10 protein-coding genes are annotated in these 15409 nt (G+C 31.4%); 8 read left to right on the top strand and 2 right to left on the bottom strand.

Annotated elements, in window-relative coordinates:
• Positions 1–4 precede the first annotated feature (4 nt).
• The 5 genes from dtd to CA_RS11640 all read left to right on the top strand — a co-directional run bounded on the left by dtd (position 5) and on the right by CA_RS11640 (position 4923).
• A complete protein-coding gene (gene dtd, locus CA_RS11665; protein WP_010965571.1) occupies positions 5–454 on the top strand; it encodes a D-aminoacyl-tRNA deacylase in 450 nt (149 codons plus the stop codon).
• A 10-nt stretch (positions 455–464) separates the two neighbouring features.
• Complete coding sequence (locus CA_RS11660; RefSeq protein WP_010965570.1) at positions 465–1064, top strand: MBL fold metallo-hydrolase; 600 nt, start codon at positions 465–467, stop codon at positions 1062–1064.
• Positions 1065–1084: 20 nt separating this feature from the next.
• Positions 1085–2515, top strand: a complete 1431-nt coding sequence (locus tag CA_RS11655; RefSeq protein WP_010965569.1) for a coproporphyrinogen III oxidase — start codon at positions 1085–1087, stop codon at positions 2513–2515.
• A 115-nt stretch (positions 2516–2630) separates the two neighbouring features.
• Positions 2631–4418: an aspartate--tRNA ligase gene (aspS, locus tag CA_RS11645; RefSeq protein WP_010965567.1), complete on the top strand. Its 1788-nt coding sequence runs from the start codon at positions 2631–2633 to the stop codon at positions 4416–4418.
• Positions 4419–4635: 217 nt separating this feature from the next.
• The gene (locus CA_RS11640) at positions 4636–4923 is read left to right on the top strand and encodes a metal-sensitive transcriptional regulator (RefSeq protein WP_010965566.1); all 288 of its coding nucleotides are present in this window, start codon (positions 4636–4638) and stop codon (positions 4921–4923) included.
• Between the two features lie 419 nt (positions 4924–5342).
• Here the strand turns inward: CA_RS11640 and CA_RS11635 are convergent, their stop codons facing one another.
• A complete protein-coding gene (locus CA_RS11635) occupies positions 5343–5801 on the bottom strand; it encodes a threonine/serine exporter family protein (protein WP_010965564.1) in 459 nt (152 codons plus the stop codon).
• A complete protein-coding gene (locus CA_RS11630; RefSeq protein ID WP_010965563.1) occupies positions 5798–6571 on the bottom strand; it encodes a threonine/serine exporter family protein in 774 nt (257 codons plus the stop codon). Before CA_RS11630 ends, CA_RS11635 begins: the two co-directional genes overlap by 4 nt.
• Positions 6572–6752: 181 nt before the next feature.
• Here CA_RS11630 and glyA point away from each other — a divergent pair, with 181 nt between their 5' ends.
• The 3 genes from glyA (at position 6753) to addA (ending at position 15370) form a co-directional block, all read left to right on the top strand.
• A complete protein-coding gene (gene glyA, locus CA_RS11625) occupies positions 6753–7988 on the top strand; it encodes a serine hydroxymethyltransferase (protein WP_010965562.1) in 1236 nt (411 codons plus the stop codon).
• A 181-nt stretch (positions 7989–8169) separates the two neighbouring features.
• Positions 8170–11631: a helicase-exonuclease AddAB subunit AddB gene (gene addB, locus CA_RS11620; RefSeq protein WP_010965561.1), complete on the top strand. Its 3462-nt coding sequence runs from the start codon at positions 8170–8172 to the stop codon at positions 11629–11631.
• Positions 11612–15370 carry a helicase-exonuclease AddAB subunit AddA gene (gene addA / locus CA_RS11615; RefSeq protein ID WP_010965560.1) on the top strand — a complete coding sequence of 1253 codons (3759 nt, stop codon included), beginning with the start codon at positions 11612–11614 and terminating at the stop codon, positions 15368–15370. The genes addB and addA overlap by 20 nt, the downstream gene beginning before the upstream one ends.
• Positions 15371–15409 lie beyond the last annotated feature (39 nt).

Below are 15409 nucleotides of genomic sequence, written 5' to 3'. Positions count from 1 at the left end.
TTTTATGAGAGCAGTCGTTCAAAAAGTAAAGAAATCTTCAGTAAAGGTTGACGGTAAAGTAGTTGGGCAAATAGGAAAAGGTATAAATGCACTTATTGGAATAACAGAAGGAGATACTCTAGAGGACATAGAGTATTTAAAGAATAAAATACTAAATTTAAGGATATTTGAAGATGAAGAGGGAAAATTAAATAAATCCTTAAAGGATGTTAATGGAGAACTTCTTGTAATTTCACAATTCACATTATATGGAGATTGTAGAAGAGGGAGAAGACCGAGTTTTATAGAGGCTCTTTCTGGAGATAAGTCTGAAAAAATATACAACGATTTTGTTGATTTGTGTAGAAAAGAAGTTCCAAATGTTCAGACTGGAGTATTTGGGGCACATATGGATGTAGATATACAAAATGATGGTCCTGTAACTCTTCTTATTGATAGTAAAAAAGTATTTTAGAGGTGATATTATGAAAATTAGTGTAATTCAGGCTGGAGCATATATGACAAATTGCTATATACTCGTTGATGAAAAATCCAACGAAAGTGTAGTTATAGACCCAGGGGATGCACCACAGGCTATTTTAGAAGCTTTTAAGGATACAGAGACGAACCTTAAATTTGTGCTATTAACTCATGGACATGCAGACCATACAGCTGCTGTGGCAGAGTTAAAAAAGGAATATAATGTGGATGTCTACATGAATAAAGATGATTGCAAGTTAATAGAAAATGGAGAATATATGTTTGGTGATAAAAGCGAAAATGCTACGAAGTATGTGGATGATGGTGATGAACTTCAATTTGGAGAATTAAAAATAAAATGCATCAAAACACCTGGTCATACTCCGGGTGGAATGTGCTATTTAGTGGATAATTACTTGTTTTCTGGAGATACGCTTTTTAACAGTTCTATAGGCAGAACAGACTTTCCAGGAGGGGATTTTTCTACTCTTATAAATTCAATAAAAAGTAAACTTATGAAACTCGATGAAAACATTGTTGTATATCCGGGACATGGTGAAGGAACTACTATAGGATATGAAAAAATTCATAATCCTTTCATTTAAATCAAACTAGAGGAGATTTTATGACTAAAATTAAGATAAGTGATGAAGCGCATTCGTATGCTGTTTATCATATGGCAATTTTGTTCTTCGATGAAGTTAAAATTGTAAAATCTACATTATGGGATTATAGCATAGTATTTAATAATGAGAGTATGGAAATTTGCTCAAAAGAAAGTGAGCCTGAAAATTATAAATTTGATTTGAGGCTTAATATTAATGAGAATGTAAAAATGGCTGTATTCAAATATTTCTCTGGACTTACAGGTAAAAGAAATATACCATGGGGAACACTCATAGGTATAAGACCAAGTAAAATAGCAAGTAAGCTTTTGGAAGAAAATAAAAGTGATAAAGAAATAATTGAATACTTCAAGGTTCATAATAGTACTGATGAAAAGAAGGCTAAGCTTTGTATAGAAGTTAGTAAAAATGAAAAGAAGTTTTTGAAATCTGTAGACAATAGTGTGAGCATTTATCTAGGCATGCCATTTTGTCCTACAAGGTGCAGATATTGTTCATTTATATCAGATACCATTAGTCACTGTAAAAGTTATGTGGATGATTACTTAAAGGCTATGATGTACGATATAGAAAAAACATCAAGTTATATAAGGCAAAGGGGACTAAAAATAGGATGTGTATATTTTGGTGGTGGTACTCCAACTTCTGTGAGCGATGAACAATTTGAAACTATAATGAAATCAGTATATGAAAGCTTTATAGAGGGTAATAATGTTAAGGAATTTACTGTGGAGTGTGGAAGACCAGATAGCATAACACGGAAAAAACTATTGACAATGAAAAAGTATAAAGTTCATAGAATAAGTATAAATCCTCAAACTATGAATGACGAGACCATTAAGTCAATGGGACGAGGACATACATCAAAAGACGTAATTGACGCATTCAATATGGCAAGAGAAATAGGCTTTGACAATATAAACATGGACATTATAATAGGACTTCCTGGAGAGAATTTGGATAAGATTAATAATACTTGCATAGAAATATTGAAGCTTAAACCTGAAAGTTTAACAATACATGGACTATCTTTAAAAAGAGGATCCAAGTTATTTGAGGATATGCTAGAGGATAAAAGGATAGAAGCACCAAATCAAGATGATATAGTGAATATGTTTGAAAAGGCATACAGCTGTGCAAGAGAGCTTAATATGAAGCCCTATTACATGTATAGACAGAAGAACATGGTAGGAAATATGGAGAATGTAGGATACTCTCTAGAGGGTAAAGAATGCATATACAATATACAAATGATAGAGGATAGCCAACCAATAATTGCAATTGGGTGCCATGGGGTTTCAAAGATACTATTTAAAGAGACTAACAGAATAGAAAGATATCCAAATTTAAAGGATGTAAAAGAGTACATAAATAGGATTGAAGAAAAGGTAAATGGCAAAATATATTTTTTAAAAACATTATATGGATAATAAACCTTGATAAAAGTATATTATAGGTTTAAAATTAAATTTGAGACCACTTCAATGGACTATATGAAGTGGTTTATTTATGACATAGGTATTACGTATTTTAGGAGGAATAAAAATGGGAGAATCTTTAAATGGATTGAAGCGAACCATTATGTGTGGAGAAATAAGAGAGAACCATATTGGAAATAGAGTTGTAGTGATGGGATGGGTCCAGAGAAAAAGAAATCTTGGAGGGTTAGTATTCGTAGATTTAAGAGATAGAGAAGGTATACTTCAAGTAGTTTTTGGAGAAGAAATAAATAAGGATGCTTTTATGAAAGCGGATTTAGTTAAATCAGAATATTGTATTTCAGTTTCTGGAACTTTAGTCAAGAGAGAATCGCCAAACCCAAATATGCCAACAGGAATGGTGGAACTAAAGGGCGAAGAAATAAAAATATTGTCAGAAAGTGAGACACCACCTATTTACATAAAAGAAAATCTTGATGCTGCTGAAAATATAAGACTCAGATATAGATATCTTGATCTTAGAAGACCAGATATGCAGAAAATTTTTAAGATAAGACATAAGACTACAAAAATAATAAGGGATTTCATGGATGAAGAGAACTTCCTTGAAATGGAGACACCTATACTTACTAAGAGTACACCAGAAGGTGCAAGGGACTATTTGGTTCCAAGCAGAAATTATAATGGAAAATTTTATGCACTTCCACAGTCACCACAGTTATTTAAGCAGCTTTTAATGGTTTCTGGATACGATAAATATTTTCAAATAGCAAAGTGCTTTAGAGACGAGGATTTAAGGGCTAATAGGCAGCCAGAGTTTACACAAGTAGATATGGAAATGTCATTTGTAGAAGAAGATGATGTAATAGAATTAAATGAAAGACTTATACAGAAGGTATTTAAGGAAATGGCGGGAGTAGAGGTTAAACTTCCAATAGAGAGAATGACTTGGAAAACTGCTATGGAAAAGTACGGTTCGGATAAACCGGATTTAAGATTTGGTATGGAAATCAATGATATAAGTGAGGCTGTAAGTACTTCAGATTTTAAAGTATTTAAGTCAGCCATAGAAGAAGGCGGAAGTGTTAGAGCAATTAAAGCACCAAATTCTGCAGATATGCCTAGAAAGAAGATAGATAAGTTAGGGGAGTTTGTAAAAACTTACAAAGCAAAAGGTTTAGCATGGATAGCATTAAAAGAAGATGGAATAAAATCACCTATTGCAAAGTTTTTAAAAGAGGAAGAATTAAAGGCAATAATCGACAAAGTTCAAGGGAAAACAGGAGATCTTATACTTATAGTAGCAGATAAAAATTCTGTTGTATTCCAGTCATTAGGAGCACTTAGATTAGAGATTGCAAAGGAACTCGAAATTTTAAAGGATAATAAAGAATTTAGATTTGTTTGGATTACCGAATTCCCACTATTATCATACAATGAGGAAGAAGAAAGATTTCAAGCTGAACATCATCCATTTACAATGCCTATGGATGAAGATATAGAATATCTTGAATCTGATCCGGGAAGAGTAAGGGCTAAGGCATATGATATAGTTTTAAATGGAGAAGAGCTTGGAGGAGGAAGTGTTAGAATTCATGATACTGCACTTCAAGAAAGAATGTTCAAGGTTCTTGGTTTTACAAAGGAATCAGCCTGGGAAAGATTTAGTTTTCTACTAGAAGCATTTAAGTTTGGGCCACCACCACATGCTGGTCTTGCTTATGGATTAGATAGACTTATAATGTTCCTTGCAGGTACTGAAAACATCAAGGACGTAATAGCCTTCCCTAAAAATCAAAATGCATTCTGTCCTCTTACAGAGGCTCCTAATGTTGTAGATGAAAATCAGATTGAGGAGCTTGGAATAAAAGTTGAAAGTAAAGAAGAAGAATAAATAATTGTTTTTTTAGGAAACATTAATAGTAAAGCTGTGCAAACTTAGGGATTGAAAAGAAGTTTAAGTTTTGCAGTATTTTGATTATGTTAAATTATAGGGTTTCTATAGTTAAGTTGAATTTATAATATTTTAAATTTAAACTTCTCTATATTAAACCCTATATGATTTTATAAAGGAAATTGATTTTTCCTTATATTATTGGAGAGTGAAGTCAGTGGGCGAAACTAGTGATAAAAATAAAAAGGACTTGATAATCAGGCTTAGAAAAATAGAAGGTCAGGTAAAGGGAATAGAAAAAATGATAGAGTCTGATACATGCTGTAAAAATGTTCTGGTTCAGATTGCTGCAGTCAAAGCTGCTGTTAATAAAATAGGAATACTTATGCTTCAAGATTATGCTAAAAAATGCATGAAGGATGAACTTAAAGAAATGGGTGAGAAGGAATTAAATGATTCAAATATTGATGACATAATTTCAGCCATAACCATGTTCGTAAAGTAAACATATGGGGGTTTGGGCGCGAGCCCATTATATTCAGGAGCTCAAAAAGGAACTGAGCTAGAAAAAAGCTAATACCTAAAGCAGTGGGAATTGCGAGATGGGGGTTTGGGCGCGAGCCCATTATATTCAGGAGCTCAAAAAGGAACTGAGCTAGAAAAAAGCTAATACCTAAAGCAGTGGGAATTGCGAGATGGGGGTTTGGGCGCGAGCCCATTATATTCAGGAGCTCAAAAAGGAACTGAGCTAGAAAAAAGCTAATACCTAAAGCAGTGGGAATTGCGAGATGGGGGTTTGGGCGCGAGCCCATTATATTCAGGAGTTAAAAAAGGAACTAAACTAGAAAAAAGCCAATACACAAATATAAAGAGACTTGGAATAAATCCAAACCTCTTTATTAAATATCAACTAAACACTACATATTACATTTTTTTATTTATAATAGCCTTTACATAGTTATTTGTACCGCTCTTTAAGAGTCTAGCAATTGAAGAAACCAGCATAATAGCAATGGATATAGCTCCAGCATACATAAGGGTTTTAAATCCCCATTCGCCTGCCTTTGTAAGTTTTCCTGATATGGTTTCATACATAGTATAATACATACCGTTTCCAGGAACTAGTGGTATTATTCCTGTTACTGAATAGACAATAGCAGGTGTTTTTGAAATCCTTGCCATTATTTCAGAGTAAATAGAAACTATAATTGAAGCTATAAAAATTGAAGAGGTTACTGAAACCTTAATATCAAGGCAAAACATGTATATAACCCATCCAAGTGCTCCACCAAAAGATGCAATAAGTATTTTTTTGCCCTTAACATTGAATAAGAACGAAAAGGCTATGCAAGCCATAAATGAGTACAAAAAATTTAAGATCATAAACCAGTACCTCCAAAAAAGTTAATCCATATCTTAAATACTAAACCAGTACCTGCAGCTATAGCTACTGCTGTAAAAAAAGCATCTAAGGCCCTAGAGACACCAGATACTAAGTCACCTGCGATTGTATCTCTTACAGCATTGGTAATAGCAAGACCTGGAACCAAAAGCATTATAGAACCTATTATTGTTTTATCAAGGTATACAACAACTCCAAGTTTTTTAAACAATAGAGCTATAAAAGCTGCTATTGCCCCACCTACCATATTCAAGAAAAAGTCATTTATTTCAAGTCTAGAAATAATTATTGAAAATATTTTAATAATTATTCCTATAAAAAATGAAACAGAGAAATCCCTAAAGGTTCCACCAAATATTAAGGTAAAAAAACCAGCAGCTACGGCACTAAAAAATATAAGAAATAAGTCCGAATGTTTTTTTTCGTTGTCAATTTTTTTAAGTTTGTCTGCAACTTCTTCTAAAGAAAAATTTTTGTATTGAAGTGTTCTAGAAAGATCATTTACTTCCGATATTTTTCTAAGGTCAACAGTTCTAACCTGTATCCTTTTTATAGTTGAGGTTATTTTTTCATCTTCTCCTGTAATAGAAATAATTATTCCTGTAGGGGTAACAAAGCTTTCTGCCTCCTTAACATTAAAGGCTGTACAAATTTTATTCATAGTTTCTTCTACTCTGTATATTTCAGCTCCACTTTGAAGTAAAATCTTTCCTGCATAAGCAGCTAAATTTATAATTTTTTCTGTAGACATAGGGTAACAAAACCTTTCAAAAGATATAGTATAGTTTAATTAAAATTCGTCATATATACTGACCAGAAATTATTATAACACAAACTTTTATTTGAATTCTACGCTATTTTGGTATATAATCATACATAAAATTGATAATTTTTTAACTTAGCAAATTAATGTATGAGGGAGTGTATTATATATGGATTTTGAAAATATAAAAGTAAGTGATTCTGAAGTCTATTCTATCATAGAAGAAGAAAATGCGAGACAAGAAAATAATATAGAACTTATTGCATCTGAAAACTTCACAAGCAAAGCTGTAATGGAAGCTATGGGTTCATATTTAACTAATAAGTATGCAGAAGGATATCCAGGAAAAAGATATTATGGTGGATGTTACGTAGTTGATAAAGTTGAAGAGCTTGCACGTGAAAGGGCAAAAAAACTTTTTAAAGCAGAGCATGCTAATGTACAGCCACATTCAGGTTCACAAGCTAATATGGCTGTTTACTTTGCAGTATTGAAGCCGGGAGACACTATAATGGGAATGAACCTAACAGATGGAGGTCATTTAACTCATGGAAGTCCAGTTAATTTTTCAGGAAAACTCTTTAATATAATTGCCTATGGTGTAAGTGATGAAACAGAACAAATAGATTATGAAGCGTTTAGAAAAAAAGCCTTGGAGTGTAAGCCAAAGATGATAGTATCTGGTGCTAGTGCATATTCAAGAATTATTGATTTTAAGAAAATAAGAGAAATATGCGATGAAGTAGGAGCATATATGATGGTAGATATGGCTCATATAGCAGGACTTGTAGCAGCAGGACTTCATCCGTCACCAATTCCATATGCTGATTTTGTAACAACAACTACTCATAAGACTTTAAGGGGACCAAGAGGCGGAGCAATTTTCTGCAAGGAAAAGTATGCAAAGGACATTGATAAATCTGTATTCCCTGGAATGCAGGGGGGACCTTTAATGCACATAATTGCAGGAAAAGCAGTATGCTTTGGAGAAGCTTTAAAGGATGATTTTAAAGATTATGCACAGCAAATAGTAAATAATGCAAAAGTGTTTGCAGATGAACTTACAAAATACGGTTTTAGAATAGTTTCAGGTGGAACTGATAATCACCTTTTATTAGTTGATTTAACGAACAAAAATATAACAGGAAAAGATGCAGAACATCTTCTTGATTCAGTTGGAATAACTGCAAACAAAAATACTATACCATTTGAGAAAAAGAGTCCTTTTATAACAAGTGGAATAAGAATGGGTACACCTTCAGTTACAACTAGAGGATTTAAGGAAGAGGAAATGAAAAAAGTAGCGTATTTCATAAACTATGTTATAGAGCATAGAGATGAAGATTTAAGTGAAATAAGGAAACAAGTTTCAGAATTATGTAGTGGATTTCCTATATATAAGTAATAGAGATGCTATATATATAAGCTCAACTCTGGAAATGTTTTATAGCTTTATAATAATAAAAATATACATTGCAAACTTTGCAATGTATATTTTTATTGTATATAATTTATGATGAAAACAATTATTTTAAGGATATAGGTTGCTATATTTTATAGAATGATGGAAAAAGGGGTGGATAAGTGTGAGTTTGAGGTTTATATATGGAAGAGCAGGAAGTGGAAAAAGTCAATTTTGTATAGAAAGTATAAATACTAGAATAGAAAAAGGCGGAGATAAGCCCCTTATATTAATTGTACCAGAACAATTTTCATTTCAGAGTGAAAAAAATATTTTGGACTTAATTGGTGAAAAGAGTATTAATAGGGTAAAGGTAATAAGCTTTAAAAGATTGGCATATAGAATATTTGATGAGGTTGGAGGAATAGCAAGAGAACACATGAATTCCTCTGGCAAAAGTATGCTTTTTTATCATATAATGAATACTTTAAAGAGTGAATTTAGGGTTTTTGCTCTTTCAGCTAGGCAGAAAGGTTTTGTAAACACCATAGCTGACACCGTAAGTGAGTTTAAAAAATACGAACTTACAACAGAAGTACTTAGAGATACTATAGATGAAATAGAAGATGAAGAGCTTAAGAACAAATTGCATGATTTAAGTTTGATATATGATGAATTTAATAGACTGCTTTATAAGAATTATATAGACCCTGATGATGATTTAACAATACTTAAAGATAAAATAAAGCAGTCTACAGTGCTTCAGGGAGCGGAGATATGGTTAGATGAGTTTTCAAGCTTCATTCCTCAGCAGTATGGAATAATAGAGGAGTTGCTGAAAAAATGTTCTAGAGTAAACATTACGTTAACTATGGATTACGATAACGCTTCAAAAGACAATGATATTTTTTCTGTAACCCAAAATACAGAAAAAAGGCTGCTTAAATTAGCTGAGAATAATAATATAAGCATAGAGAAACCTATCAATTTGAATGGAAGGCCATTCTATAGATTTAAAAATAGTCCTGAATTGAGCTTTTTAGAAAAGAATCTATATAGTTTTCCATATGAAATTTATAAAAAAGGACCTGATAAAATAGAAATTTTCAAGACTTCAAATTTATATACTGAAGTTGAGAAGATAGCAAGAAATATAATTGAATTTGTACGTGAAGATAATGTAAGATTTTCAGATATAGCTGTTGTAACAGGAGATTTAGGAAGCTATGAAAAAACTGTATCGGTGATTTTTAAGGAATATAGAATACCGTTTTTTATAGACAGGAATAAAGATATTGAGGATAATACACTTATAATCTTAATAAAATCCATTATAGATATTTTTGTTAAAAATTGGTCTTATGAAACGGTATTTAGATATCTTAAAACTGGATTTGCAGACATAGAACCGGACGAAATAGATATACTAGAAAATTATGTTCTAGCAGCTGGTATAAAAGGAAAGAAAAAATGGACTGAAGAAGAATGGACATATAATGTATATGGTGATGCGCTGGAAGGTGATATTTCTGAAGAAAGTAAAGAAAAGCTATCTAAGGTAAATGAAATTAAGAATAGATTTTTAAGACCTATTCTTAATTTCAGAGAAAGAGTATTAAGAAGAAATAATGTAGCTGAAATATGCAGAGCTTTATTTGAATTTTTATATGATATAAATGTTCCTGAGGCAGTTGAGAAGATGGTAAATGAATTTAGAGAAAGCGGAAGGCAAATTTTGGCTAATGAATACAGTCAAATATGGAATATAATAATAGAATTAATGGATCAATTAGTTGAAGTAATGGGAAATGAGAAGGTAAACCTAGAGCAGTTTTCAAGAATATTATTTATAGGAATAAAAGAACATAAGATGGGACTCATACCATCATCACTTGATCAAGTATTAGTAGGAAGTATAGATCGTTTAAAAAGTCATGCTATAAAAATTCTTTATATAATAGGAGTTAATGACGGCGTATTTCCATCTGCAGCCATGGAAGAAGGAATATTAAGTGATAGAGATAGAGAAATTTTGAATTCAAAAGGAGTGGAGCTAGCTAAAGATACAAAAACTCAAGCTATGGAACAAAGATTCTTAGTTTATACAGCTATCACCAATTCTAAAGAATATCTATTTTTGAGCTATCCAATAGCAGACTATGAAGGAAAGACTTTAAGACCTTCTCTTATAGTGAATAGGGTTAAGACATTATTTCCTAAGATAGTAGAAAAAAGTGATGTTATTAAAATAGAAAACGATGAAGAAAGTATGAAGCTTATTTCTGCAACAGTACCCACCTTTAATGAGATGATATCATCTTTTAGAAAAGAAATAGATGGAGAAGGTGAGGTTAGCAGCATATGGCATGATGTATATAGATGGTATAGCAAAAGCGATGAATGGACTGGAAAATGTAATAATATGTTTAAAGCCATATCGTATACAAATCAAGTAGATTATATAAGTGAAGAAAAAGCGTTAAAGCTTTATGGTGGAAGTCTTAAGATGAGTGTTTCAAGACTTGAAAAATATATTGAATGTCCATTTTCATATTATGTGCAATATGGTCTTAATATAAAGGATAGAAAAATATTCAGCTTAACACCTCCTGATTTAGGTTCATTTATGCATAAGGTGATAGATAGATTTTGTGAAACTATAAAAGAAGAGAATATAGATTGGAATGAAGTTAATGATCATATATGTGAAGAAAAAATATATAAGATAGTGGACCAGGAAATAGAGGGTAGAGGAGGATCAATACTAAATAGTTCTCCTAGATATAGTTATATAGCTTTAAGGCTTAAAAGAATTTTAAAGAGAACTGTAAGAATTGTAGCAGAGCAGTTCAAAAGAGGAAGTTTTAAGCCAGTAGGATATGAAGTCTCTTTTGAAAATGGTGGGAGTTATCCCCCAATAACTGTTGGACTTAATGACGGAAGTGAAGTTGTACTCACAGGTAGAATTGATAGAATAGATATGATGGAAAAGGACGGAAGTACCTATATTAGAATAGTAGATTATAAATCTGGAAATAAGATATTTAAACTTTCAGATGTTTACTATGGTTTTGATATTCAACTTTTATTGTATCTCAATGCCATACTCGAAAATGAAAATTTGGATGAAGAAGATAAGGTTCTGCCAGGTGCAATATTATATTTTACAATGGATGACCCTATTATTAAGGGAAAAAATAATTTAACAGATGAACAAATAAGAGAAGAAATAATGAAATCCCTTAAGATGAAAGGGCTTTTGCTTTCTGATCCAGATGTTATAAAAGAAATGGATAGAGAAATGGAAGGAAGTTCTATTATAATACCTGCATCAATAAAAAAGGATGGAACACTTGGAAGGTCAAGTGCTGCTACTAAAGAACAGTTTGACATATTAATAGAGCATGTGAGAAATTTAGTTGTTAAAAATTGTGAAAACCTGCTTATGGGTGATATAAGAATAAAGCCATATAAAAAAGGAAAAGAAAAACCTTGTGATTATTGCATGTATTCTTCAATTTGTAGATTTGATACAATGTTTGATGGCAATAATTATAGATATGTAAAGGAAAAATCAGATGAAGAGGTTTGGAAGCTTATAGAAAGAGAAATGAGTGAAGAGGGTGATGAACGTGGGGAAGACTAATTGGACAGAAGAGCAAAAGGAAGCTATAGATACTAGAAACTGTAATCTTCTTGTAGCAGCTGCAGCTGGGTCAGGAAAAACTGCTGTTCTTGTTGAGAGGATAGTAAAAATAATAACAAATGAGGAAAATCCAGTTGATATAGATAGGCTTTTAGTAGTTACATTTACTAATGCAGCAGCATCTGAGATGAGGGAGAGAATAGGGGATGCAATAGTAAATAAGCTTTGTGAAAACCCAAACTCTAGGGTTATTCAAAAACAGCTCGCCTTAATTGGAAAATCTAAAATTACTACAATACATTCATTTTGCTTAGATGTTATAAAAAATAACTTTCACATGCTTGATTTAGATCCGGATTTTAGAGTTGGAGATGAAACGGAAATTATTCTTCTTAAGAACGAGACTTTAGAGGAGCTTTTTGAGGATAAGTACCTTCAGGCGGAATATACATCTAAGGGAATAAATAAAAATAATAACAGTATAGAATTTTTAAAACTTGTAGAAAGTTATTGTGGCAATAAAAATGATCAAGTTCTTTTTAATATGGTAATGAATCTTTATAATTTTTCAATGAGTAATCCTGAGCCGTATAAATGGCTAAAAAAAGCAGCAGAAAGATTTAATGTAGATGATGACTTTGAGTTTGGAGATTCCCTTTGGGCAGAGGTTTTAATGAAAAACATACAAATACAGTTACTTGGAATGAAAGGGCAGCTTATAGAGTCAATAAACATAATAAATTCATGTGCATCCATTGAAAGTTATAGAGAAAACTTAGAAGTAGAGCTTTCAATGCTTGAAAAATTGATTGTAGCTTCTAATAATTACGAAAAGTTATATGAGGAACTTAAAAATGTTCAATTTAAGACTTTAAAAAGATGCCCTAAGGATGCTGATAAGGAAAAGCAGAAGCTTGTACGTGACCTAAGAGATGGTGTTAAAAAAAGTTTATCTAAAATAAGTGAAGATATACTTTCACAAAATAGTGAGGAGATAAAAGAGGAATTTAAAGTTCTTTATCCTCTTATGAAAACTTTAAGTGAACTTGTAATAGAATTTGATATTAGATATAAAGATAAAAAGAAAAAAAGAGGTATAATTGATTTTAATGATTTTGAACATATGTGTCTTTCAATACTCACAAAAAGTGATGAAAGTGGTAATATTGTACCTTCTGAAACTGCATTGAAAATAAGAGAAAAATATGAGGAAATATTAATAGACGAATATCAGGACAGCAATATGGTTCAGGAGGTTATATTAAGTACTATTTCTAGAAAGGATACGGAAAATCCCAATTTATTTATGGTTGGAGACGTAAAGCAAAGTATATATAGGTTTAGGCAGGCTAATCCAGGTATTTTCCTAGAAAAGTACAATAGCTATAAGGAAAATAAAGATGAGAAGAATAGAAAAGTACTTTTATATAAGAATTTTAGAAGTAGAAAAGAAGTTTTGGACTCAGTAAACTTTGTTTTTAAGCAAATAATGTCTGTTAATATTGGAGAACTTGATTATGACGATAACGAGAAATTGAATTTAGGTGCAAATTATGAAGAAATAGAGGAAAATTTAATTTCTCACTCTGCAGAGCTAAACATAATAGAAAAAAGTGAAGATAACACTGAAATAAAAGAGAACAATGAGGATGAGGAAAGCGTAGATAACATTATGCTTGAGGCAAGACTTATTGGCAGAAGAATTATAGAGCTTAAGGAGAATTTCAAGGTACTTGATAAAAATACAAACGTTTATAGAAAAGCAGAGTTTAAGGACATTGTAATATTATTAAGATCCACAAAGGGATGGGCAAATGTTTTTTCTGATGAGCTTAAAAACATGGGGATACCGGTTTTTGCAGATGCCAATTCAGGATATTTTGATGCTCCAGAGGTTAAAACTATGTTATCACTGCTTCAAGTAATTGACAATCCAAGACAGGATATACCTATGGCAGCAGTTTTAAAATCACCTGTAGGGGGATTTTCAGTAGAGGATTTAATAGATATAAAAGTTATTGAAGGAGACACCTTTTATGATAAGCTTAAAGTGGCAGCAGATATTGGAGATGATGAGTTTTCAGTAAGGATAAGGACATTTCTTAATAGACTTTATAGGTGGAGAAAAGAATCTTTATATACGCCTATAGATGAATTTATATGGTATCTTTATACGGATACAGGATATTATGGCTATGTTGGGGCTGTTAGCGGCGGAATTCAGCGTCAAGCAAATTTGAAAATGTTATTTCAAAGGGCTAAGATTTATAGTGAAACTAGCTACAAGGGATTGTTTAATTTTATAAATTTTATAAATAAGCTTAAGCTTACTAGTGGTGATATGGGAAGTGCAAAAATTTTAGGCGAGAATGAAAATGTAGTTAGAATAATGAGTATACACAAAAGTAAGGGACTTGAATTTCCTATAGTTTTTGTAGGAGGATTAGGGAAAAACTTTAATCTCATGGATATGAATAATCCAGTTCTTTTTCACAATTATCTCGGGTTTGGACCAGAATATGTAGATTATAAAAAAAGAATTTCGCACAAAACACTTGCAAAGGAGGCAATAAAAAACAGAATAAGAATTGAAACACTTTCGGAAGAAATGAGAATATTGTATGTTGCTTTTACAAGGGCAAAAGAGAAACTTATAATGGTAGGCTCTGTTAGCGACATAAAGAGGTCGGTTTTTAAATGGGCTGTGAATCTTAGAAGTAATCAAAATAAAATTTCGGAGGATTATGTACTTAAAAGTAAAAGCTTTTTAGATTGGATAGCTAGTGCTGTTATAAGACATAAGGATGCAGAAAATCTAAGAGATATTATGGACACTTCTAAAGAAAATATAGACAATTTAGTTTGTGATCCTTCTAGTTGGCGAGTAAATGTTTTAAGTAGAAATGATGTTTTAAGTTTTAATCAGTTATTATTAGAAGAAGAAAAAAACATTAATGAAAAACTAACGCAATTTTATAAAAGACTAAAAGAAATAAGAAGTTCAAACTATGAAAGTGTTTATATAGAAGAAATAAAAAGTAGGCTTGAATTTAAGTATCGTTATGAAAAAGCTGCAGAACTGCCATCACTGCTTTCAGTAACAGAACTTAAAAGAAATATAAATGAAGATAATGATGAGTATGCTACTAAGATTTTTACGCCTTCTCTTGTAAAAAAGCCTCTTTTTCTTGAGGAAGTTAAAAAGATGTCTCCATCAGAAAGGGGAACTGCAGTACATTCAGTAATGCAGCACTTAGATTTTAGTAGTATAAGTTGTGACATGAGTATAAAAAATATAAGACATCAAATAGACGATATGGTTTTTAGAAGGATTTTAACAGAGAAGCAAGCTGAAAGTGTAAATATAAATAGAATCTTGAAATTTTTTCAAAGTCCAATAGGCAGTAGAGTTATTAAGGCTGAAAAAGTTTATAGAGAATTTCCTTTTCAAATACGTGTTAAGAGTACAGAAATATATAATGATTTACCTAAAATATATGATGATGAAAATATAATTGTGCAGGGAATTGTAGATTTGTTTTTTAAGGAAAATGATGAAATAGTGCTTTTAGATTATAAAAATGACTATATAAATGATGAAAATTTAAATGAAACAGTTAAAAAATATACTTATCAAATTAATTATTATAAAAGAGCTCTTGAAATTGTAACAGGATTAAAGGTAAAAGAAAAATATCTTTATTTGTTTTATACAGGAGATACTATTAAAATAGAGTAAGGATGTTTTTTATATGGTTATATAGAAATGGAGGAATAT

Source organism: Clostridium acetobutylicum ATCC 824 (assembly GCF_000008765.1).
Classification (GTDB): domain Bacteria; phylum Bacillota; class Clostridia; order Clostridiales; family Clostridiaceae; genus Clostridium_S; species Clostridium_S acetobutylicum.
This window is presented reverse-complemented; position numbering and strand designations above follow the sequence as displayed.

What these genes read in the sequence shown, in the direction of transcription:
- dtd (WP_010965571.1), top strand. Translation starts at nt 5, where the DNA reads ATGAGAGCAGTCGTTCAAAAAGTAAAGAAATCTTCAGTAAAGGTTGAC.
- CA_RS11660 (WP_010965570.1), top strand. Translation starts at nt 465, where the DNA reads ATGAAAATTAGTGTAATTCAGGCTGGAGCATATATGACAAATTGCTAT.
- CA_RS11655 (WP_010965569.1), top strand. Translation starts at nt 1,085, where the DNA reads ATGACTAAAATTAAGATAAGTGATGAAGCGCATTCGTATGCTGTTTAT.
- aspS (WP_010965567.1), top strand. Translation starts at nt 2,631, where the DNA reads ATGGGAGAATCTTTAAATGGATTGAAGCGAACCATTATGTGTGGAGAA.
- CA_RS11635 (WP_010965564.1), bottom strand. Translation starts at nt 5,801, where the DNA reads ATGATCTTAAATTTTTTGTACTCATTTATGGCTTGCATAGCCTTTTCG.
- CA_RS11630 (WP_010965563.1), bottom strand. Translation starts at nt 6,571, where the DNA reads ATGTCTACAGAAAAAATTATAAATTTAGCTGCTTATGCAGGAAAGATT.
- glyA (WP_010965562.1), top strand. Translation starts at nt 6,753, where the DNA reads ATGGATTTTGAAAATATAAAAGTAAGTGATTCTGAAGTCTATTCTATC.
- addA (WP_010965560.1), top strand. Translation starts at nt 11,612, where the DNA reads ATGAACGTGGGGAAGACTAATTGGACAGAAGAGCAAAAGGAAGCTATA.